The sequence below is a fragment of the Ulvibacter litoralis genome, assembly GCF_900102055.1.
GTDB lineage: Bacteria > Bacteroidota > Bacteroidia > Flavobacteriales > Flavobacteriaceae > Ulvibacter > Ulvibacter litoralis.
Window position 1 is genome coordinate 1,097,823 of record NZ_FNBA01000001.1, and the last position, 22,859, is coordinate 1,120,681.

Annotated in this window: 23 protein-coding genes; 4 read left to right on the plus strand and 19 right to left on the minus strand. The window is 36.5% G+C overall.

From position 1 onward, the window contains the following. Positions 1-6 precede the first annotated feature (6 nt). Entirely contained in the window at positions 7-357 is a 351-nt protein-coding gene (locus BLQ00_RS05070) for a fructose 1,6-bisphosphatase (RefSeq protein ID WP_093141352.1), read from the minus strand. Between the two features lie 65 nt (positions 358-422). After that, positions 423-1,427, minus strand: a complete 1,005-nt coding sequence (fbp, locus tag BLQ00_RS05075) for a class 1 fructose-bisphosphatase (protein ID WP_093141354.1) — start codon at positions 1,425-1,427, stop codon at positions 423-425. An 83-nt stretch (positions 1,428-1,510) separates the two neighbouring features. Between fbp and BLQ00_RS05080 the strand changes: the two genes are divergently transcribed. The 4 genes from BLQ00_RS05080 to BLQ00_RS05095 are packed head-to-tail and all read left to right on the plus strand — an operon-like array spanning position 1,511 to position 5,912. After that, the gene (locus tag BLQ00_RS05080) at positions 1,511-1,990 is read left to right on the plus strand and encodes a GNAT family N-acetyltransferase (RefSeq protein ID WP_093141357.1); all 480 of its coding nucleotides are present in this window, start codon (positions 1,511-1,513) and stop codon (positions 1,988-1,990) included. Next, positions 1,990-3,246: an aspartate kinase gene (locus BLQ00_RS05085; protein ID WP_093141913.1), complete on the plus strand. Its 1,257-nt coding sequence runs from the start codon at positions 1,990-1,992 to the stop codon at positions 3,244-3,246. Before BLQ00_RS05080 ends, BLQ00_RS05085 begins: the two co-directional genes overlap by 1 nt. A 49-nt stretch (positions 3,247-3,295) precedes the next feature. Then, on the plus strand, positions 3,296-5,110 hold the full coding sequence (locus BLQ00_RS05090) for a GNAT family N-acyltransferase (RefSeq protein WP_093141359.1): 1,815 nt from the start codon (positions 3,296-3,298) through the stop codon (positions 5,108-5,110). Between the two features lie 49 nt (positions 5,111-5,159). Further along, complete coding sequence (locus tag BLQ00_RS05095; protein ID WP_093141362.1) at positions 5,160-5,912, plus strand: DUF5995 family protein; 753 nt, start codon at positions 5,160-5,162, stop codon at positions 5,910-5,912. Here BLQ00_RS05095 and BLQ00_RS05100 read toward each other — a convergent pair. The 17 genes from BLQ00_RS05100 to BLQ00_RS05180 form a co-directional block, all read right to left on the minus strand. Then, positions 5,909-6,877 carry a YitT family protein gene (locus BLQ00_RS05100; protein ID WP_093141364.1) on the minus strand — a complete coding sequence of 323 codons (969 nt, stop codon included), beginning with the start codon at positions 6,875-6,877 and terminating at the stop codon, positions 5,909-5,911. The genes BLQ00_RS05095 and BLQ00_RS05100 overlap by 4 nt on opposite strands. A 128-nt stretch (positions 6,878-7,005) precedes the next feature. Then, positions 7,006-9,285, minus strand: a complete 2,280-nt coding sequence (locus BLQ00_RS05105) for a PAS domain-containing sensor histidine kinase (RefSeq protein ID WP_093141366.1) — start codon at positions 9,283-9,285, stop codon at positions 7,006-7,008. Positions 9,286-9,582: 297 nt separating this feature from the next. Next, positions 9,583-9,906: an ArsR/SmtB family transcription factor gene (locus tag BLQ00_RS05110; protein ID WP_093141369.1), complete on the minus strand. Its 324-nt coding sequence runs from the start codon at positions 9,904-9,906 to the stop codon at positions 9,583-9,585. A gap of 100 nt (positions 9,907-10,006) precedes the next feature. Continuing rightward, positions 10,007-10,468, minus strand: a complete 462-nt coding sequence (locus tag BLQ00_RS05115; RefSeq protein WP_093141373.1) for an NINE protein — start codon at positions 10,466-10,468, stop codon at positions 10,007-10,009. 50 nt (positions 10,469-10,518) lie between these two features. After that, positions 10,519-10,905, minus strand: a complete 387-nt coding sequence (locus tag BLQ00_RS05120) for a VOC family protein (RefSeq protein ID WP_093141377.1) — start codon at positions 10,903-10,905, stop codon at positions 10,519-10,521. Positions 10,906-10,908: 3 nt separating this feature from the next. Further along, positions 10,909-11,868, minus strand: coding sequence for a 2-hydroxyacid dehydrogenase (locus tag BLQ00_RS05125; protein ID WP_093141380.1), 960 nt, complete (start codon positions 11,866-11,868; stop codon positions 10,909-10,911). Positions 11,869-11,871: 3 nt separating this feature from the next. Next, positions 11,872-12,237, minus strand: a complete 366-nt coding sequence (locus BLQ00_RS05130; RefSeq protein WP_093141382.1) for a cupin domain-containing protein — start codon at positions 12,235-12,237, stop codon at positions 11,872-11,874. Positions 12,238-12,334: 97 nt separating this feature from the next. Further along, positions 12,335-13,687 (minus strand): magnesium transporter, encoded by a 1,353-nt coding sequence (mgtE, locus tag BLQ00_RS05135; RefSeq protein WP_093141385.1) that lies wholly within the window; start codon positions 13,685-13,687, stop codon positions 12,335-12,337. Then, positions 13,665-14,459, minus strand: a complete 795-nt coding sequence (gene rsmA, locus BLQ00_RS05140) for a 16S rRNA (adenine(1518)-N(6)/adenine(1519)-N(6))-dimethyltransferase RsmA (RefSeq protein WP_093141387.1) — start codon at positions 14,457-14,459, stop codon at positions 13,665-13,667. Before rsmA ends, mgtE begins: the two co-directional genes overlap by 23 nt. Continuing rightward, positions 14,460-14,768 (minus strand): DUF4286 family protein, encoded by a 309-nt coding sequence (locus BLQ00_RS05145; protein WP_093141390.1) that lies wholly within the window; start codon positions 14,766-14,768, stop codon positions 14,460-14,462. 16 nt (positions 14,769-14,784) lie between these two features. Then, entirely contained in the window at positions 14,785-16,566 is a 1,782-nt protein-coding gene (locus BLQ00_RS05150) for a tetratricopeptide repeat protein (RefSeq protein WP_093141392.1), read from the minus strand. A 78-nt stretch (positions 16,567-16,644) separates the two neighbouring features. Continuing rightward, on the minus strand, positions 16,645-17,880 hold the full coding sequence (locus BLQ00_RS05155) for an IPT/TIG domain-containing protein (protein ID WP_093141394.1): 1,236 nt from the start codon (positions 17,878-17,880) through the stop codon (positions 16,645-16,647). Positions 17,881-17,885: 5 nt separating this feature from the next. Further along, positions 17,886-19,157, minus strand: a complete 1,272-nt coding sequence (serS, locus tag BLQ00_RS05160) for a serine--tRNA ligase (protein ID WP_093141397.1) — start codon at positions 19,155-19,157, stop codon at positions 17,886-17,888. A gap of 39 nt (positions 19,158-19,196) precedes the next feature. Next, positions 19,197-20,534 carry an HTTM domain-containing protein gene (locus BLQ00_RS05165; RefSeq protein ID WP_093141399.1) on the minus strand — a complete coding sequence of 446 codons (1,338 nt, stop codon included), beginning with the start codon at positions 20,532-20,534 and terminating at the stop codon, positions 19,197-19,199. After that, complete coding sequence (locus tag BLQ00_RS05170) at positions 20,527-21,459, minus strand: bifunctional riboflavin kinase/FAD synthetase (protein ID WP_093141402.1); 933 nt, start codon at positions 21,457-21,459, stop codon at positions 20,527-20,529. The genes BLQ00_RS05165 and BLQ00_RS05170 overlap by 8 nt, the downstream gene beginning before the upstream one ends. Before the next feature lies 1 nt (position 21,460). Continuing rightward, positions 21,461-22,027 carry an aminoacyl-tRNA hydrolase gene (gene pth, locus BLQ00_RS05175; protein WP_093141916.1) on the minus strand — a complete coding sequence of 189 codons (567 nt, stop codon included), beginning with the start codon at positions 22,025-22,027 and terminating at the stop codon, positions 21,461-21,463. A 155-nt stretch (positions 22,028-22,182) separates the two neighbouring features. Next, positions 22,183-22,806: a 50S ribosomal protein L25/general stress protein Ctc gene (locus BLQ00_RS05180; RefSeq protein WP_093141404.1), complete on the minus strand. Its 624-nt coding sequence runs from the start codon at positions 22,804-22,806 to the stop codon at positions 22,183-22,185. Positions 22,807-22,859: the final 53 nt, after the last annotated feature.

A 22,859-nucleotide genomic window follows, 5' to 3' on the forward strand; every position in this document is an offset into this window, starting at 1 on the left:
GGTGGGCTATGAACTTATTTTTTCACCGAGATTGATTAAAAGTTTTCCAAGTTCTCTTCGGTCCACTTTCTTTTCTGAAAGCGCATCGGTTTTAGCATTCAATGAATCTTCTAGATCTGTAATACGAATGTTAACATCAGTACTAAGGGTGTCTATGGACTGCATTAGTTCATTGCGAACTTCATCAATGTAGTTTTCTAGGTGTTCCTTTTTATCCTGAATGTCTTTTTTTAAGGTTTCAAATTCACTGTCATATTGAACCATGTTTTCACCAAAAATAAGGTTTTTGATGGCTTCAATTTTAGAAGTAGAATCGACAGCGTCGTTGATAGGTTCTTGGGTGTTTTTTTTACTCATTACATTACATGTTTGCAAAAATAAAGTTACTAAAAAAACGCAGATATTAACAGCTTTTCCATTTTTTATGCGTTTCGCATAAATTCTTCGGCTTTCTCTACCATGCGTTTGCTTCCGCAGAAAAAGGGTGCGCGTTGGTGTAATTCGGTGGGTACAATGTCTAGAATACTCATGAAGCCATTGCTAGCCTTACCTCCCGCTTGTTCGGCAATATAAGCCATTGGGTTACATTCGTATAATAAACGTAGTTTTCCATCAGGATTTTTAGACGTACTTGGATAAATATAAATGCCTCCTTTAATCATATTTCTATGAAAATCAGATACTAATGATCCTATGTATCTAGAAGTGTATGGACGATCCTCTTCTTCTTGCTGACAGTATTTAATATAGTTTTTAACTCCTTGTGGGAATTGAATGTAATTTCCTTCGTTCACCGAATAAATAGCTCCCGTTTCGGGAAAACGCATATTAGGGTGCGATAAGTAATAAGTTCCAATCGCTGGGTTTAATGTAAATCCATTTACACCGTGTCCTGTACTATAAACAATCATGGTAGAAGTACCATATACGATGTATCCTGCAGCGACTTGTTTGTTTCCTGGTTGTAGAAAATCGTCAATTGTAACTGGGGTTCCAGAAGGTGTAACTCTTCTGTAGATGGAGAAAATGGTTCCTACCGAAACGTTTACGTCTATATTAGACGATCCGTCTAAAGGATCCATCAACACTACGTATTTATTATCGTTTTTCTCGTTACGTCCTTTAATGGTAATGAAATCGTCCTCTTCTTCACTCGCAATACCACAAACAATTTCTCTATTGGTAAGTGTTTTAATAAATACCTCGTTGGCGTAAACATCTAATTTTTGTTGATCTTCTCCTTGTACGTTTGTTTCTCCTACAGCTCCTAAAATATCAACTAAACCAGCCTTGTTTACTTCATGATTTACAACTTTAGCTGCAAGACGAATGGAGTTAATTAATCTTGAAAGTTCACCTGAAGAGTATTGAAATTCGCTCTGATTTTCAATAATAAACTCGCCAAGGGTTTGATTTTGTTTAGCCATTTTGTTTTGGGTATCATGAATTTTAAGCAAATATCGGGATTTTTAAGAAATTGAGCCGATATTTGTCAAGCAAAACGTATTTCATGAAAATTACTATAAGAAAAGCCCTTAAAGAAGATATGAAAGATGTGTTGTCTCTCATTGAAGAGTTGGCACTATTTGAGAAAGAACCAGATGCTGTTGAAGTGACTGTCGCTAACCTACAAGAAGATGGTTTTGGAGCCTCTCCTAAATTTACGTGTTGGGTTGCCGAAGTTGATAAACAAGTGGTTGGTATGGCTTTGGTTTATTTTAGATATTCTACTTGGAAAGGAAAAACAGTTCATTTAGAAGACTTGGTAGTAAGAGACAACATGCGAGGGAAAGGTGTGGGGGAAGCTCTATATGCTGAAGTGATGAAATACGGTCATTCGCAAGGTGTAAAACGCGTACAATGGGAAGTGATTGCTTGGAATGAGGGCGCAATTAAATTTTATGAGCGAAGTGGCGCTAAAGTACTGCGTGATTGGCATGTAGTACATATGGACGAACAAGGTTTAACTAATTATATTGAAAAAGAGTGATTAAAATATTTAAATTTGGGGGAGCTTCTGTAAAAGATGCTAATGGGGTTAAAAACCTAGCCTCTGTGCTAGAAACTACAGCTGAAAAAGATGTCGTAGTCGTGATATCTGCAATGGGAAAGACAACGAATCATCTAGAAGTTGTTGTTTCCAATTATTTTTCAAATCCGGAGGCGATTGAAGCTTCAGTAACTGAAGTGTATGATTACCATCACAAAATACTATCAGAATTATTTGCCTCTGCTTCGCATCCTATTTTTAAGAAAGTAGCCGGTCTTTTTAAAGAGTTAAATCAGTTTCTAAAAAGCACAAAATCTGAAAATCACGCTTTTATTTATGATCAAGTAGTAAGCTTTGGTGAGTTAACATCGACCACCATCGTTTCTGCGTATCTTTCCGAAGTAAACATAAAAAACACCTTTTTAGATGTTCGTAAATGCATTAAAACCGATAACTATCACAGAGATGCAAATGTAAACTGGGAGGTTACTCAAAAAAACATTTCGACCCTGGTTAGTGCAAAAGGTATTACCGTAACACAAGGGTTTTTAGGAGCTGAAGGAACTAATAATTTTACCACCACCTTAGGACGTGAAGGAAGTGATTATACGGCTGCTATTTTTGGATACTGCCTAAATGCCGAAAATGTAACGATTTGGAAAGATGTGCCAGGGGTTTTAAATGCCGATCCGCGCCACTTTGCAAAGACTCAATTATTACATCACATTTCATACAGAGAAGCCATAGAATTAGCGTTTTATGGAGCTTCTGTAATACACCCAAAAACATTGCAACCGCTTCAGAGAAAAGAAATTCCGTTGTTTGTGAAATCGTTTTTAAATCCGTTAAACGCCGGAACGTGTGTGGGTAAAGGTGTTACTTTAGATCCTCAAGTATCTTGTTTTATTCTGAAAAAGAATCAAGTGCTAATCTCGCTGTCGTCGTTGGATTTTTCATTTATGATGGAAGACAATATTAGTGAGATATTTAAATTGCTACATGAGTATAAAATGCGCATGGAGTTAATTCAGAATTCTGCCATTAGTTTTTCAGTTTGTATCGATAATAAATACAATAATTTAGAGCTGTTGCTTACCAAACTTAGAGAAAAGTATAAGGTGCATTGCGACGAGAATGTAACGTTATATACCATTAGACACTCCAAACCTGTAGAAATTAAAACATTGATAAACGGAAAAGATGTATTGGTAAAGCAAGAGAGTCGCGATACTGTGCAATTAGTTATTAAGGAATAGTTGGTTTGGTTTCGCTATATTTGCCAACAGCAATAATTGAAAAAAATTCATGGGTTTAGTCAGTGCAAAGGAAGTAGCAAAAGCCATAAAAGTAGATAAATTCGGCTTTTTAGGCACTTCTATGGGATGGACATTGATGAAAATACTTAACATTTCTACCATGAATAAAATTTATGATAGAAACAAGCACTTAAGCAATCTTGAGTTTATAAATGCACTTTTGGATGAATTTGAAATTAATTTTGAAATTCCGGAGGAAGATTTAAAGCGAATCCCAAAAACAGGACCTTTTATTACCATTTCCAATCATCCGCTTGGAGGAATTGATGGTATATTATTGCTGAAATTACTACTAGAACACCGCACAGATTATAAAATTATAGCAAACTTTTTACTGCATCGTATCGAGCCTTTAAAGCCGTATATAATGCCTGTAAATCCTTTTGAAGATCACAAAGACGCAAAGTCGAGTGTCCAAGGAATAAAAGCAGCTTTGAAACATTTAAGTGACGGACATCCATTAGGTATTTTTCCTGCGGGAGAGGTTTCTACCTATCGAGATGGTAAACTAATGGTGGATAAGCCCTGGGAAGAGGCGGCTATGAAAATTATAAAAAAGGCCAATGTTCCTGTAGTGCCTATTTACTTTCACGCCAAGAACAGCAAGCTTTTTTATCGTTTGGCAAAGATTAGTGATACGTTTAGAACCGCTAAATTGCCTTCTGAATTATTGACTCAAAGAGACCGTGTTATTAAAGTTCGTATTGGAAATGCCATTTCTGTGAACGATCAAGATGAACATGAGTCTTTAGCTGGTTTTACTGAATTTCTTCGGAAAAAAACGTACATGTTATCAAATGCGTTTGAAACAAAGAAGTTGTTAGATGGCATTCCAAAATCATTAAAAATACCCAAAGCACCTAAGAAAATTGCAGGTCCCGTTTCGGTTTCTGCGATGGAAAAGGAGATTGGAGTGTTGCGTGAAAACGACAAACGCTTACTTACCAGTAAAAATTACGAAGTCTTTTTAGCACAAGCAGATATCATTCCGAACATTTTACAGGAAATAGGGCGTCTGCGTGAGATTACCTTTCGAGAAGTAGGTGAGGGAACGAATAACTCGACCGATTTAGACAAGTTTGATTCTTATTACCACCATATGTTTTTGTGGGATACAGATACTAAAAAACTGGCAGGAGCCTATCGTATGGGATTAGGGTCAATGATTTTCCCAAGGTTTGGAATTGATGGTTTTTACCTTCAAGATTTATTTCGTTTTGAACCTGAACTCTATCCTATGATGGAAAAATCGATAGAGATGGGACGTGCGTTTGTGATAAAAGAATACCAATTACGTCCAATGCCTTTATTTTTACTTTGGAAAGGAATCGTGCACACGACGTTACGTTATCCAGAACATCGTTATTTAATTGGCGGAGTGAGTATTAGTAATAAGTTTTCAGAATTTTCAAAATCGTTAATGATTGAATTTATGAAGTCTAATTATTACGACCCTTATGTGGCGCAATACATTAATCCTAAAAAGGAATTTAAGGTAAAGCTGAAGGATGCCGATAAAGATTTTGTGTTTGATGAAAGTGAAGCCGATTTAAATAAATTTGATAAAATTATTGATGAGGTAGAACCTGGAAACCTTCGTTTGCCCGTATTGATAAAAAAATACATCAAACAAAATGCAAGAGTTGTTGCCTTTAATGTAGATCCTCTCTTTAATAATGCCGTAGATGGTTTAATGTATATTCGTATTGCAGACCTACCAGAAAGCACTGTAAAACCTGTGATGGAAGAGTTTCAGGAAGAGCTTGAGAAAAAGTACGCCAGCAAGGCAGAAGAAGGAGAATAAGTATAGTATATCCCCATTTGTGTTTTTTTTAATTCGTAAATTTTTCGAAATGATCGCTAAAACCATAGATGAAGTAATTGCTCAATTACACGATATTATTGCTGTTGAAGCCAGTAAGAATTCTCAAATGGCTTTCTTTCCGATATTGTATAAAAAAGTAACCGAACGTATAAAGGTCGGTATTCAGAACAATGAATTTGAAAACAATGTGCGAATGGAAACGCTCGACGTTCTTTTTGCAAATCGATACATCGCTGCCTATCGTCAATATTCCGAAGGAAAAACGCCTACAATCAGCTGGAAAAATGCTTTTGAAGCCACACGGGAAAGTTCGTATTTAATTATGCAGCATTTGTTGTTGGGAATTAATGCACATATCAATTTAGATCTAGGAATTGCTGTTGCTGAAACTGTTGGGGATCAAGGAGATTTAACCGATTTTGAGAATGATTTCAATAAAATTAATGACATCTTGGCGAGCATGATTGATGATGTGCAACAACGAATAGGAAAGGTGTCGCCGCTCTTTTATTTATTAGAAAAAGTAGGTAAAGGAAAGGAAGATAAAATTGTTTCTTTCAGCATCAATATTGCGAGAGATGGCGCTTGGTTGTTTGCCAATCAGTATCATATTTCTCCCAACAAACTTGAGGAAATAGCGTCTCGAGATACAATTATAGGCTTTTTAGCAACCCAACTTACCACGACAAAAAGCTGGCTTATTCGCCATACTATTAAAACCATTCGCTTTTTTGAAACAAAAGACACTAAGCGTGTGATTTCAGTTTTGGGAGCTGTTTAGTTTAACGGACGTTTTTTAATCATTCCTCCTTTGGCGTCTTTAATACTTTGCATTACTAAAAAGGCATTTTTATCTATTTTATCGACTTCCGTTTGCAGTTTTGCGAGTTCCAATCGGGTTATTAATGTGTAGATGATGTCTGTATCTTTCAACGTTTCCCCTCGTTTTCCAAACCCTCTTTTACCGTTGTAAATAGTACATCCGCGCCCCATGTTTTCAATAATAGCAAGTCTTATTTCTTCGCTTCTTTCAGAAATAATAGTAACACCTACATATTCTTCAATACCTGACACGACAAAATCGACCGTTTTTGAAGCCGATAAATAGGTTAACATCGCATATAGCGCTGTTTCAATTGTAAAAATATAGGCTGCCACGCTGAAAATCAGAATATTAAAAACAAGGATTACATCTCCAATAGTAAGGGATGTTTTACGGCTAATAAATATTGCGAGAACTTCGGTACCATCAATAACGGCACCACCACGAATTGCCAATCCGATACCAAGACCTAAGAAAAACCCCCCAAAAACGGCAATTAATAATTTGTCGTCTGTAACGGTTGGGAAATCTATAAAATGAACAGAAATAGCTAGGGCTAAGATGCCAAGAAAACTACGGAAAGCAAATTGTTTTCCTATCGTAGAATATCCTAAAACAATAAAGGGAGTGTTTAATAGTACTAAAAGCAGCGATAGTGAAAGTCCTGTAACTTCAGTTAGTATAAGCGAAATTCCGGTAACACCACCGTCTATAAAAGCATTGGGAAGTAAAAAACCAGTAAGACCAAAACTAGCTGAAACAACTCCAAGGATTATTAATGCGCTTTCTTTTAAGAGATGGGTAAACTCAATAGTTGTTTCTTTAACCTCTTTTTCGAAAGGTTTTTTGGTGGTTTGAACCCGTCTTTTTTTAAGACGTTGTTTGGTTGCTTCAACTATGATATACTGGAAAATGCTATTCATCCTTTTTAAAGTTTTAAGTGTTTTATTAAAAAAAGACTTAAATCAAAGGTAATAAACTAGCGAACCGTATGGTGTTTTTATTATGTTTTAAATAAAATAAAATATGAAGGTGTAAAGACGACCGTTACTTATGACATGAATGACGCAGAAAAAATGGATCCTTTATTTACTTCACTTTCTACAGAAATCTCACCTCCCATTGCTTCAATTTGATTTTTAGCGATAAAAAGTCCAATCCCTTTAGCATCTTTATTATAATGAAAGGTTTTGTACATTCCAAACACTTTATCTCCATAAAGGTCTAAGTTGATTCCAATACCATTGTCAATAAACTGAACAGTAACCTTACGTTTTTTAGTAATGGTCTTAATTGTTAAGCATGATTTTCGTTCTGGAGAGCTATACTTGATGGCGTTTGTAATAAGGTTGAGTAAGATACTTTCTAAGTACGCAGGAATTGCACGTACAATAGTATTGTCTGGCACTTCATTTATAATTGTAAAATCGGATTTAATTAATAATGATTTTACATTGGTAAGGGTTTTTAATATTGTGTCTTTAAGTTTTAGCGGTTCTAATCGATCATTAATATGAGTATTCATATTGACAATTTGATTAAGATGCCCAACCGTTTCTTCTAGGCTATTTGAAGCTTCTCTTAATAGCGGATAAAATTCATTTGTAGTTGCTTCTTTAGCTTCTTCGTCAATTAAGTTTAGAAGCATTGAGAAGTTCCCTGAATGCGATCTTAAGTTATGAGAAACAATATGTGCGAAGTTAAGAAGGCGCTCATTTTGACCTTTGGTCACTAAAAGTAGTTTGTTAATTTTATTTTCGGCGTTTTTCTTTTCGGTAATATCAGTTATTTGGGATACAAAATGAATAGGATCTCCAGCATCATTTAATACGATTGAAACCGATAAGTGAGCCCATATAACATTTCCATTTTTATGAAGGTATCGTTTTTCCATTTGATACCTTCTCTTCTTTAGATTTAATAATTCGGTTACGTTTTCTAAATCAATATTTAAGTCGTCAGGATGGGTAATATCTTGAAATGTTTTCTCGTAAAGTTCGGTTCTGGTATATCCAAGAATTTTTGTTAACCCGTTGTTTACTTTTAACCATTTGCCATCTATTCCAACTAAAGCTAATCCAACAGAAAGGTCATGAAACGTATTTCTGAACAATTCTTCTTGTTGAGAAACTCTTTTAATTGCTTTGGTTTTTTCATCAATGTCTTGGAATAAACCATACACTCTTATGCATTTTCCATCTTCCATTACAGGAATACCAATAGCTCTTACCCATTTTTCATTGTTTTTAGCAGTGATAATCTGTAATTCGATATCGTATTTTTTTCCCTTTTCAATAGCGTTTGTAAAAACTTTTGTGATTAAATCACGACTTTCACCTTCTTTGAAAAAATTAATTCCAGCTTCTAAAACAGGAATGTAAGATGTTTCTACTTCATGAATTTTACAGGTAACGTTAGACCAATACACCTTGCCTGTGGTTAAATCTACATCCCAAGTACCTATTTTGGCTGCTTCATTACTTTTTTCGAGTAAGTCTTTTAAATGGGTTACTTGAAATTGAATATTTTTTCGTTCCGTAATATCTTGATGCGAACCAGCAATCCATTCTGGTTGTCCATCCAACGTATGGGAAACAACTTTTCCTTTGTCAAGAACCCATACCCAATGGCCTTCTTTGTGTTTCATGCGAGTTTCATTTACATAAAACTCAGATTTACCTCTTACATGATCGTCATATAATTGCGTCGATTTAGCAACATCGTCTGGATGTGCAAATTTTTGCCAAGTACGATCATTCACTTCGCCTATTTCTTCTAGTGTATATCCTAAAATGGCAGCCCATTGTTCGTTAAAATTAACGGTTCTAGTCTGAACGTTATGCTCCCAAGTTCCAATATCAGTACCCGTAGTTACGTGCTTATAATGTTGTATTTTTCGTTGTTGATTTCTAATAGTTTGTTCTCTTTCGGTAACGTTTGTAAGAGATACAGCAATACAGTTTGGAGAATCATCAATGCCTTTTAATAGGTGTCCTTGTAGTTGCATCCAAACAGGAGAACCATCTTTATGTGTAAATCGTATGGTTTTAGCTCCTTTACTTTGAGTGTTGTTTTGAATAGAAGTAAAATAATCTAAAGCGTCTTGAAGATTTTCAGACGCGATGCATGATTGCCAAGAGGCAATATTAAGATGCAGTTCTTTTTCTGTATAGCCAAGAGCTTTGCAAAAAGATGAACTTAAGCTTCCTTGAAAAGGAAACGAAGGTTCTAATTCCCAAAAACCATCTAAAGCAATGTTTTTTAAAAAATCAAGAATAGAGGTATCTTTTTGAGTCAACTCGTGTAATTTAATATTTGGGGATTGATACATAATTGTAAATGTTACATCGGGGGTATTTACATTACTTAAACACAATAAAATTACCGGTAAGATTCAAATAACACCGACAAAGATACAAATAAAACCGATAAAACGCAACTTTATTGTAGGGCTATCCATTTATATTTAAATTTATTAGTTTTAACTGTTAAATGTATGATGTTTATTAGGTCTTGGTTGTCATAAAGTTAGGTTTTCTTTAAATAATTCTATTAGATTTTAAAAGAAAAAATCAACACAAAAACCTTAAAAGGAGAGGAAAAAGATGTTTTTAAGAAGAATAATTGCTTAGGAGCATTTTTTTTCAGTAGTTTCAAAAAACTCTTGAAATAGATTTTTTAAGGTAGCCAATCGATCGGGGTTAATTTTGTAATACTGACTTTTCCCAGAATAATTACTCTTTAATAAGCCCGATTTTTTTATAATTTGAAGATGTTGGGACGTAGTGGGTTGCGATAGTCTAATTTTTTCAGAAATATCTTTACACAAACAGCCGTCACAATCTCCTATATAGTTTAGTATTGCAATTCGTGCAGGGTGTGATAAAACCTTTGCTAAATCTGCCAATTGATTAACGCTTACCGAATGTATGTGTCTTTTAGAAACGCCCATAATAATAAATTTAATATTGCAATATTACGATAATATTTTAAAAATAAAAACTGTCTAATACCATATAATTACAATGGTATTAGACAGTTGAATCTAAAGTTTAGAACCAGCCTTTTTTCCCTATTTGATAGGTTTGGTAAAACTCTTCGTCACTTTTAGTCAAGTAAATGATACCTTCAATAAGTCCGATAATACCTCCAAGACCGCATGTAACCACGGTAATTATAATTTGTATGATACCTTCTTTTGTGTATCCTAAAATAAATTTATGAATCCCAAGAGAACCGATAACAATCGCTAAAATTCCTGCAATTAATTTTTTGTTTTCACCACCGTTTGTAGCTTCATTCCAGTTTTCTTTCATATCACTAAAAGTTTCTTTAGCATCTTCTTTTATATCTTTTGCAGCTTCTTTTGCTTCATCTGCCATTTCTGAAGCTTTTTCTTTTGCGTTTTCAAAAGATTCTTTTGCCTCGTTTTTCATTTCTGAAGCTTTTTCGCCAGCAGCATCTCTTAAGTCTTTAGCCTTATCGCCAAGATTCTCTTTATTGTTTTCACTCATTTGTTTTAGTTTTAAGTTAATTTAGTTTTTACGATCTAAAGCTACAAAAATTATAAGAACGCTTTGTCTACGGGTTCCCATAATTCAATTTTATTTCCTTCAGGGTCAAGAATCCAACCAAACTTTCCGTAGTCATATTCTTCTATTTCTCCAACAATAGTAACGCCTTCCTCTTTTAAAAGCTTCAGTAATCCTTTTAGATTTTCTACTCTAAAATTCATCATAAAAGGCTTGTCGCTGGGCTTAAAATATTCGGTGTCTTCTTTAAAAGGGCTCCATTGTGTAGAACATTTATTACCATTTTCGTCTTTCCACCAAAAAGTACAACCGTATTGGTCTGTGTTTAATCCTAAATGGTTTTTGTACCACTCTTTAATGGCATCGGGATCTTTCGTTTTAAAGAAAAATCCGCCTAATCCTGTGACTCTATTTTTCATGTTTTATTTTTTTACTTCGGAAGGTGCTAAAAATTCGTTGATTATTTGTTCTGCTATAACTTCTGCTAGTTTCTCTTTACTTTCTTTGGTCCATCCTGCAATGTGGGGTGTAAGGAGTACATTTTCCATGCGTAATAACTCTTGAAGGGGTTTTGGCAACTCTTCCGAAGAAAACAACGACTCAAACGATCCTTTTTCATACTCCAGCACATCCAATCCAGCGCCTAGTACCTTCCCGCTTTTTAATGCCGAAACCAAATCGGCTGTCACCACACTTTTTCCTCGTGCAGTATTAATAAACCAAAAGGGTTTTTTGAAGCCATCTATAAAAGAGGCGTCTATCATTTTATTGGTTAAAGGCGTCCACGGTGTGTGAATACTAACAACATCACTGAGTTCTTGCAAGGTTTTTAACGATACTTGTGTTGCATTTTTATTCCCGACACCTTCTTTAATGTCGTAGCAAAGTACGGTGCAGTTAAAGCCTTTCATTTTTTTGGCAAACGATTTTCCCATGTTGCCATATCCAATTAAGCCCACGGTTTTTCCGTCTAATTCAATGCCGCGATTGGCTTCTCGATTCCATTGTCCTGCTTTTACTTCCTTGTCGGCACGATTCAAATGATTGAATAATGACAACAGCATACCTAAGGCATGTTCGCCCACAGCACTTTTGTTTCCGCTAGGCGCAGAAAATAGTTTTACACCTTTACTTTCGGCATAGTCAATGTCGATACTTTCTAATCCGGCACCTACACGACCTATAAATTTTAAATTGGTGGCAGCGTCCAGAAAGGTAGCGTCAATATTAAATCGGCTTCGAATTACGATACCATCGTATTCAGAAATAGAGTGCTCAATGGTTTCTTTAGATGACGTATAATCTTCCTCGTTAGTGAAGCCTGCGTTTTTTAGTAGGTCTATCAATAACGGGTGATTGTTGTCTAAGTGAAGTACTTTCACGGCTTATATTTTTGGGTAGTTAGTTTGCGTTTTTGGATCTATAACATTGCCCGTGTGGGCAGTGGTTATTTTTTCGAAAAGTAATAGCTGTACTTCTTCGCCTTTTCTTGTTTTGGGACAATGTTCTACCCCTTTTGGAACCACAATGAGTTCTCCAGGGTTTACAATCTCTATTCGGTCCCTAAAGTGCATTTCAAGTGTTCCCTTTTGCACAAAAAACAATTCGTCTTCTTCTTCGTGTTTGTGCCAAACAAATTCATCTTTCACTTTGGCTAAAAGTACTTGCATGTCATCAACAACGGCTATTTGGTGTGGGTGCCAGTGTTTACTAAAACTCAAAAATTTTTGTGCTAAGTTTATCGTTTTCAAATACCCTTGTTTTAGACAAACAAGTTAGTGAATTCTTCGATAACTTTTATTTTGGGATGAATTTTTCCGAAAAGAAATAGTACTGAAGCTTTTGAAGTTAAAAGCCTAAAATAAGTTTTGCGATTAGAAAGTAGGTAAGAATTCCGAATACATCATTGCTTGTCGTAATAAAAGGACCCGTTGCAACGGCAGGATCTATTCCGTTTTTATCTAAAATAATTGGAACAAAAGTACCGATTAAGGCGGCTAAAATAATCACAGAAATAAGTGCAATACAGATACTGATAGATTCTAAATACGTAGTGTGAAACGCAAAATGACTAATTAATAATACAACCAATGCGATGCAAAGTCCGTTAATAAGCGCCAAAAGTGATTCTTTTAAAAGGCGGCGTATTATGTTTCCTTTAATGGTATCGTTAGCCAAACCTTGCACAACAATTGCGCTCGATTGTACCCCTACATTTCCTGCCGTTGCCTGAATTAAAGGCACAAACAATAATAAATTGGGGTAGGTTAGAAAAATAGCTTCAAAGCCAGAAATAATACTAGCCGCACCAAGCCCCCCCATCATTCCAATCATAAGCCACGGAAGACGTGCTCGCGTAAGTTTTAGTACGCTGTCATCTGCCTCTACATCTTGCGAAATACCGGCCGCCATTTGGTAATCTTTTTCTGCTTCTTCTTTGATGAAATCGACAATATCATCAATCGTAATACGCCCTACTAAAACGCCGTTTTCGTCAACCACAGGAATGGCTTCCAAATCGTATTTCTGCATGATACGGGCAACATCTTCATTGTCGGTATTCACCGTTACATAATCTACCTTCGGAATGTATATATCGCTAATATGCGCTTTTCCTGAAACGGTTAAAAGGTCTTTAAGAGAAAGGCGCCCTTTTAATTTCCCTTCTTTATCAACTACATAAATGGAATGAACACGTGTCACGTTTTTTGCTTGTCGGCGCATTTCGCGCACACAACCCGCAATGGTCCACGTTTCTTTTACCTTTACAAGCTCTTTCGCCATTAAGGCTCCCGCAGTGTCTTCATCGTAATTTAAAAGCTCGACAATATCGGCTGCGTGGTCTTCATCTTTTATTTTGTCAATTACTTCTTTCTGAATGTTTTCATCCAATTCAGCAATAATATCTGCTGCATCATCGGTATCCATTTCTTCCAGCTCGTTGGCAATCTCTTTTGGAGACATACGATCTAGAATTTTTTCACGAACCTCTTCGTCCAGCTCCATTAAAGCTTCCGAAGTAAGATCGGTTTCAAGTAATTTTATCAGGTAAGTTGCTTCGTCACTTTTCAGCTCTTCTAAAAGCTCGGCGATATCGGCAAAGTGGAATTCATTAAGAAGCTCACGCAATGCATTGCCATCTTTTTTGGCAATGAGTATTTCTATTTGATTTATAAAATCATCCGTGAGTTGAAATTGCATCTTCCTCCAATTTTAATGTGAGTGCGATAAACTGTTCCACCGAAAGTTGTTCGGGACGTTGGCCAAAGATAGTATCTTCTTTTAGTTTATCAGAGAGATTAAAGGATTTTAAACTATTTCGAAGTGTTTTTCGGCGTTGTTGAAAAGCCGTTTTTACCACTTTAAACAGCATTTTTTCCGAACAAGGAAGTGAAAAATCTTCTTTTCTAGTTAAACGAAGCACGCCACTTTCTACTTTAGGCGGCGGATTAAAAACCGTTGGAGGTACTGTAAATAAGTATTCTGCGATGAAAAAAGCTTGGGTCAATACGGAAAGAATTCCGTAGGTTTTACTTCCTTCTTTCGCGCAAATTCGCATCGCGACTTCTTTCTGAAACATTCCAGAAAATTCAGGTACTTGTTCTTTGTTTTCAATGGTTTTAAATACAATCTGAGTCGAAATATTGTACGGAAAATTTCCAGTAATGGCGTATAATTCATCTCCAAAAATATCGGAAAGGTCTGTACGTAGAAAGTCTCCTTCTAGCAACTGAAGGTTTTTATCTGGATAATTTGCTTCCAAATACGAAATAGACTCACTGTCTAAGTCCATCGCCACAAGGTCGATATCGTTTTCGAGCAAATATTTGGTAAGTACGCCCATTCCTGGACCAATTTCTAAGACGTTTTTATAGCCTTTAAAACGTAAAGTCTCGGCAATTTTTCTGGCAATACCTTCATCTTCCAGAAAATGTTGTCCTAAGTGTTTTTTGGCTCTTACGTCTTTGCTCATTTAATGCTCGCTTACAATTTCTAATTCCGTTCTAAATGCAACAAACTTTCCTTCAAAAGGTTTGCTTTGCGCTCTAAGTGCTTCCGCATTTTCGGCGTAATATTTTTCTAAAGTTGTTTTACTATCCGTTCGATATTGCACAGAATAGGTAATTCCGCCCATATCTTCTTCTATTTGCACTTTGGTCATCAAAGCATTGCTAAACTTTCCTGTGGCTAACATCGCCGGAATGTGTTCTTTTTGCATCCAACGAAGCCAAGTGTCGTGAATAGATTCTTCAATGTTTATGGTAACATTATAAATATACATGCGTGTGTTTTTACTCTTAATTAATAACGTCGCCTCGAAGGGCTCGGTACTTTTTACGTGCTTCTACAAAATAAATACTGTCGGAGAAACTGAAAATAATTTGTTCGTACAGTTCTTTTGCCTTTTCAGGTTGCTGCAAATGGTTTTCGTACAATTTTGCCAATCTAAAATGCGCATCATCGGCTAGAATATCGTCGTTGTAAAACTCAATAAGCTTCACATAATTTGCTTCAGCCTTGGTGTATTGTTCTGTTTTTTCAAACAATTCTCCTTGTTTCAGCAAAGCTTCGTCTTCAATTTTTTCTCCTTTGTGATTGGTAATTATGTCGTCTAAAGCAGTAATTGCTTCGTTGTTTTTATTCTGAAAGGAAAGTAAATCGGCTCGTGCGTATTTTTTAAGTGCCGTTTGCGTTGAATCTTCCAAGGAATTATCACGAATCATTAAGCTTAGTTGCATGGCGTCGTTTGCAATGAGTTGTGATGCCGACTTCCGAAGTACATCTAACTGAATTTGTGCCCATTCAAAATCGCCTTTGAAATAACTGGTTTGTGCTACTTTGAAACGTGCTTCTTGCGCCAACACATCACTCTGTACTTTTTTCTGAATCTGAGAATAGTAAATCAATGCTTGGTTAAATTTCTCATCATTCACCAAAATATCTGCCAATTCCATTTTGACACGTGCTTCTTGATAAGCAGTTAATCGTTCTTCTGAAAGGGCTTTCAAATGTGCAATTGCCGTTTCTTTTTTGTTCATTTCGAAAGCCAGAAAATGATTGTAGTCTATCTGAAGCAAATACGTTTTCGAATCACGGCCGTAGGTGTCTAAGAGTTCTTCAAACTTCGCTTCTATTTTTGAATATTCTTTTTTCGGAGTAGTTTCCAAAGCAATTTTCATGAGCAGTTGATGCCCTTGTAATTTTGCCTCAGGAGTTGCGGAGTTTTCAATTAGAAAATTAACAATAGCTGTTGCATTCTCATAGTCTTTTTCGGCAATGGTAATAACGGCTAGGTTGGTGACACCTCTTAAATCTTCTTCGGTTCTTTTGTAAATCGCTTTTTCTTGAGTAAACGCTTTTTTATAGTCTTTTTGCTGAATAAACAACCAACTAAGCAATTCGTTATACGTTACATTGGGATTTTCCTGAAGGTTCCGAAGTAAGATTTTACGTAAAATACCATTGGCTTCGTTGCTCGGATCTTCGGTGATGTACAAACTGAAATTATGCTGTGCTATTTTTTTTCCGGACGGATTCTTATCAATTAAATCGAGGTACTTCCGAAACATTTCTTCTAGCTTCCCTTGTTCGCCATAGATTCGCGCCAAATAGAGGTTAAAATCCATGTCTGGCTTCACTTTCATGGCCGTTTCATAAGAGGTTACGGCATAATCTAACAAGCTGTAGTCTTCAAAACTTCTGCCAATGCTGTATGCGTAATTAGGTCTTATTTTAATAGCTTCGATGGCCAAATCGTAGTTTTGAGTTGCTAGCGTATCCTTTCCTTGAAGCGCAAAATTGTATCCGTAATCGATGTAAAGTCTCGGATCAAAAGCGCGAGACGAAAGTTTTTCTTCCAACAGTTTTTCTACTTCGGAATACTTTTCGAGCTGCTGATTGGCTTCTACTAACGATTGTAAAAAATCGGTGCGATGCGGCGACTTCTTGTACAGCTTTTCATAGATGGTTACTGCTTTTTCAAACTCGCCTTGGTCAAAGTAATTTTTAGCCAATAGCTCGCTTTGCGCTACGGCTGAAGCACCTACGAAAAAGAGTAATACATAAAAAATACTGCGCATCTGGTAAATATAGGGTTTTCGAGATTCAATAAAAGCAAAAATTGAGCCGTGTTCATTTAGAGAATAAGCCAACGTAAGCTATTCTAAAATACCAACAATGTATAAACTAAAGTAATCTCCTGTTGAAAGATCTAGATTGACTAATTCTTCCGAGCTTTCATTAAACTTATAAAGAGTATAACCTATGTTGTAATCTCCAATAACGTTGAGATTTTGATTGGTATTTGGATCATAAAAAGATTTTCCTGTCAAATGCACAAGTGTATAGCCATTATTAGGGGTGATATCAACGAGTGTATTTTGAGCAAAATCGATTGAAATTGGAATCACATTGTATGTCCCCACAATAGTCCTAAAAGCTAATAGATTATTGGTGTTGTTTGTTTTAGATAATCTCCAAATACCATTAGGATAATTATTAAAATAGTATAGAGATGCGGTATTTGCTGCCAAATCAACTTCCACTAAATCGCGATCAACATCTGAATCAATAGAAACTGCAGAGTAATAAATTTTATTGTTGGCTAAAACAAATGAAAGTAGTGGGCTGCCAGAAAGCGGAGTAGTTATTCCCGTATCTATTACTTCATAGGTAGTTGGGTTAATATTAATTATATGATATTCAGTTTCATCATCATATTCGTTAGTATTCAATAGCCCTGTTAAAAGTGAAGTTTGTTCATTCCAAACTAAGGCTGCTATCGATTTATAAGGCCCCTCTAATGTGCTTGGGACCTCTAAAGGAACTTCAGTGGTTTGGCCAGAACTTTTATCGTAAACTAGTAATTCAAGTCTGTCGCTTAAATAGTAATTTGTAATCACAAAAATTTTGGTTTCAGTGTTTGAAATTGTATTTGTTTTAATTGACCTCGATTCACTATGCTCAATATTTCCTAGTAAAACAGTTTCACCCGATAGGTTTCCAATAGAATAAACGGCTCTGTTATTAGCCACAGCAATATATTTGTAATCATCGATACTCACAGAAAATGTTCCTACGGTTTGACTTACACCTTGTATTATAAGTGTAATCGTAGAAATACCTCTAGAAAGTTGCGGAACAATTACATCTAGCGTTGTTGTTGTAGCACTTGTTATTGTAGCAGTAACATCGTCAAAAGTAACAGTATTTTCAGAAGCAATAGGGCTAAAATTTGTACCTCTTATGGTAATGGTATCTCCTACTTTTCCCTCTTCAGTACTTATTGACGTTATGGAGAAATTGAATGCTTCAACTTCGTCACTATCAGATGAAGTACAACCCATGATAATGATGCATGTAAGTACATAGAATAAAAAAGTAGTTATTTTCATAGTTGTTAGTTTATCATATCAAACCCGCAATACGGTACTAAAACCTCTGGGATTTTAATTCCGTCAGGAGTTTGGTAGTTTTCTAAGATCCCTGCCAATACACGCGGTAATGCTAAAGCACTTCCGTTAAGGGTGTGTGCAAGTTTGTTTTTTCCGTCGGCATCTTTAAAACGCAATTTCAATCGATTGGCTTGAAAGGTTTCAAAATTAGAAACAGAAGAAATCTCCAACCAACGATCTTGCGCAGTAGAAAATACTTCAAAATCATACGTCAATGCAGATGTGAATCCAAGATCTCCTCCACACAAACGAAGAATACGGTACGGTAACTTTAATTCTCTTAAAATGTTTTTTACATGCTCCACCATTTCATCTAAGGCAGCATAACTGTTGTCTGGGTGTTCCACACGTACAATTTCTACTTTGTCAAATTGATGCAATCTGTTTAGTCCACGAACGTGCGCGCCATAACTTCCTGCTTCTCTTCTAAAACAAGGCGTGTAGGCTGTACAGTGAATGGGTAAATCGCTTGAGTTTACCAAATCACCACGAAACATATTGGTTACGGGAACTTCAGCGGTCGGAATTAAATATAAATCGTCTACTGTTGAGTGGTACATTTGCCCTTCTTTGTCTGGCAATTGTCCCGTTCCATATCCAGATGCTTCATTTACCAAATGTGGCACTTGGTATTCGGTATATCCCGCATCGGTGTTTTTGTCTAGAAAATAAGAAATCAAGGCACGTTGTAAACGCGCTCCTTTTCCTTTGTACACAGGAAATCCTGCGCCTGTTATTTTTACACCCAATTCAAAATCGATGATGTCGTATTTTTTGGCAAGTTCCCAGTGCGGTAATGCACCTTCTGCTAACTCAGGAACAGTTCCTTCGCGAAACGTTTCTTCATTATCGTTTTCGTCCGTTCCAGCAGGAACTAATTCATTCGGAATGTTGGGAAGTGTATATAACAACTCCTGTAGCTTGTCTGAAGCAGCATTTAATTGCTCAGAAAGTTCTTTAGAAGCTTCTTTTAATTGCCCTGTTTTTTCTTTTAAGAGGTTTGCTTTTTGCGTTTCTCCATTCTGAAAAAGTTTTCCAATCTCTTTTGAAAAGGTATTGGATTGTGCTAAGGTTTCGTCAAGTTTTGCTTGCGTATTTCTACGTGTTTCGTCTGCTTGAAGAACATCTTCAAGAACTTGTGCTGCATCTAATCCTCGCTTGGCAAGGGCAGCAATCATTTTTTCTTTGTTGTCTCGAATATCGGTTACCTGTAACATTGCTTGGGCTTTTAAGCTGGCAAATTTACGGAAATCACATTATTTATTGGCAGACTTCTTATGATAATCTTCGGGAGAGGGTAAAATCCAATCGTGATGCTTAAACGGATACCATTTTTCGGACGCTAAATCTACGTTTGGATCAATAAACGGATGGTATTTTCCGCCGTTTACTTTTACGCGAATGTCCATAAAAACAGCTACGTCGTTTCCTTTCTCCGCTTCCACTTTGCGAATGTGTTGTGCCAATTGCCAGATTAAATCGGGTTTCGCTTTAAAGGAGTTTTTCTGTTTGTGTACCAAGAGTGCTTGGTAATTGTATCGGGTTCGTTTTCCGGTGTTTTTGTCTTCTACCCAAACGGTGGCATTTCCACTTTTGGAACGTAGCATCATGCGCCAACTTAAACGATGTCCTTCTTCCGTCCACAACACATCGTCTTTAAAAAACCAATGGCGTACCGGCAATCCAATCTGAAACAGAAAGTAAATACTGAATACAGTGATGAGTAATTTTTTGTACTTCGGAACGATAATTTCTCCAGCTGTATATAATTTTTTCTGCGGAAGAAACCGTTTCTGTAATGTTTCCGAAGAAAAGAAAAATAAGGCAAACGCAATCGACATATACGGGAAGATGCCTATTTGAAACACGACAGAATTAAACAAATGAAAGAACACAGAAATGGCAAATCCGATCATTCGGGTGCGTTTCCAAAGTAATAAGGGTACAATGAATAAATCGAATAAAATTCCGATGTAGGTAATGCAAAACTGAACCCATTCTAGTTGTAAAAATGGACCAATCAACCAATAATCGCTCTTGCCTTTCATAAAAAGGGCTGCAATGGTTCCGTCGAGCCAATCTGGATACCATTTGGCGACAGAAGCATAGGTGTACACAATCCAAACCTGAAGAATAAGCACCAACAAACACCATTGTGGCATTGAGGGTGATTTAATTTCTGGTGTGAACTTAGCATCTAACGAAAACCACCGATTGGCGGGTAAAAAAGCCATGATCCAACACAATAACATCATGAGGTAATAATGGTTGTTGTAGCCCGTTTTTTGCATCAAATAAACGGCGCTCCAAAGCAACGCATAGGCGGGCATGGCAAAGCGATATTTGTAGCCTAGCATTACCATTACACCAAAAATACCCATGAGTACAAAGTAGGCATACATGCCAGGGCCTAATAAAACTTGTAAAAAGTCGAAACCTATAAAATTGAAGGTAAAATCGGGTTCTACCAAATGACGTCGCACCCAACCTGTAGCAATCGCACCAAAGGCTTCCGTGGCGATTAGGAGTCCGAAAACAGCTCTAAAAAGCACCAAACCTGTGTTGTCGATATGTTTGAATAAAATTTTATTCACGCGTGGCTAAATAGGTTCTAGCAAAGTGTTCGTCTTTTTGAATGGCAACTTTTAACGCTTCTACCGAATTGAAGGTTTCTTCGTCCCGAATGTGGGTTATGAATTCGATTTTTAGGGGTTGATCGTACAAATCTTCATTAAAATCTAGAAAATACGTTTCAATCGTTTTGTCTTTTCCTCCAACAGTAGGGTTGGTGCCCACGCTTGTAATTCCGTAGATAATTTTATTCTGAATAGCTGCTTGAACTACATACACGCCATCTTTCGGAATTAACTTATGAGTTTCTTCCAACTGAAGGTTTGCGGTAGGGAAATCTATGGTGCGACCAATGGCTTTACCTTTCACTACCGTTCCAGATACCATAAACGGGTAGCCTAAATAGCTATTTGCCGTTTCAATATCGCCCACATTAAGGGCTTTTCTAATTTTAGTTGAGCTTACGGCAACATCGTCTAGCTCTTGAGCGGTGATTTCTTCCACTTCAAAACCGTATGTTTTTCCAAACTCTTTAAGGTCGGTAATGTCGGCATTTCTATTTCTTCCGAAGCGATGGTCGTAGCCAATAATAATTTTTTTGGCATTGAGTTTATTTACGAGAATATCTCTTACATATTCCACCGCTGTCAGTCTTGAAAAAGATTGTGTAAACGGGTGAATAATTAAGTGATCTAAACCTATTTGTTGTAGCAGTTCTTTCTTTTCTGAAAGGGTATTGATCAGTTTAATGTTTGCGTCCTTTTGAAGAACCATTCTAGGATGCGGGAAAAAGGTTAGTAAAACAGAATCTAAATTGTCTTTTTGGGCGGTCGCCACCAATTTTTGTAAAATGGCTTTGTGTCCAATATGAACACCGTCAAACGTGCCAATAGTGACAACACTAGGGCGTTTGTTGGTGTATGAAGCGGCAGATTTGTATTCGTTCACGTTATTTTCCGTTAAAGGTGTTCATTGTTATGTTTATGCCTGCGAGTCCGAACGACTCGATAATTTTTGTTCCGACGTCCAAACGTTCTGGAAGTGCTTTCTCTTCTTCTGGAGTCCAATCGCCCAATACATAGTCTACTTGTCTTCCTTTTGAAAAGGCATCGCTAATTCCGAATCTAAATCGGTTGTAGGTTGCAGATTGCAATACATTTTGAATGTCTTTCAATCCATTGTGTCCGCCATCGCTTCCTTTTGTTTTTACACGGATGCTTCCGAAGGGTAAGTTAAGGTCGTCTGTAATGACCAACAAATTTTCCAAAGGGATTTTTTCTTTGTCCAACCAATATTTTACGGCTTTACCACTTAAATTCATATAGGTACTCGGCTTCAGTAAAATAAACGTACGTCCTTTTACTTTATGCGAAGTAATGTCGCCTAATTTTGCTGTTTCCCACGTAAGGGATTCCTTTTCGGCCAAGTGATCGAGAACTTTAAAGCCAATATTATGTCTAGTGTTGTGATATTTGGGACCGATATTCCCTAATCCAGCAATGAGAAATTTTTTCATAGGATCGCCTTCAATGCGTTGTGTTTGATTTTTTAAAGCAAAAAGATTTTTGAAAAATGAAAAGATCATAGGTTCTTTTTAAACTTCAGTAAAAATAAAAAAAGCATCCTGAATTAACAGAATGCTTTTGAGTTATCTTATAAAAAGAAGGTATATTATTCAGCAGCAGCTTCAGAAGCTTCTCCTTCACCTTCAGCGCTATCTTCGTCTTCATCATCAACATCTGCAACTGCAGTACGAGATGTTCTAACTTGACAGATAACAGTGTTGTCTGTATGTAAAATTGTAAACTTATCGCTTTTTACAGTTGCGATGTACATTTTAGCTCCAATTTTCATTTCAGAAATATCTACTTCGATAAAATCTGGAAGGTTTGCAGGAACTGCTTTTACACGTAACTTACGAGTAACGATACGTAAAACCCCACCATTTCTAACTCCACGAGAGTTACCTACGATACGTACAGGAATTTCCATCATCACTTCTTTATCGTCGAAGATTTGGTAGAAGTCCATATGTAAAATACGGTCTGATACTGGGTGAAATTGAATGTCTTGAAGAATGGCAGCAACTTCTGTTCCATCTTCTAAGGCAATTACAACTGTATGTACGTCCGGAGTGTACACTAAGTTTTTAAATGCCAATTCTGGTGCTGAAAAGTGAATAGGCTTATCTCCTCCGTATACTACGCAAGGAACCATTCCAGCATTACGTAAGGCTTTGGTAGCTACCTTGCCCACGCTTTCTCTTTGAGATCCGTTGATTGTAATTGATTTCATTTGGTATTTTTAAATTTATGAATACTAGCCTGCTTTTCAGCTAAGCGGGTGCA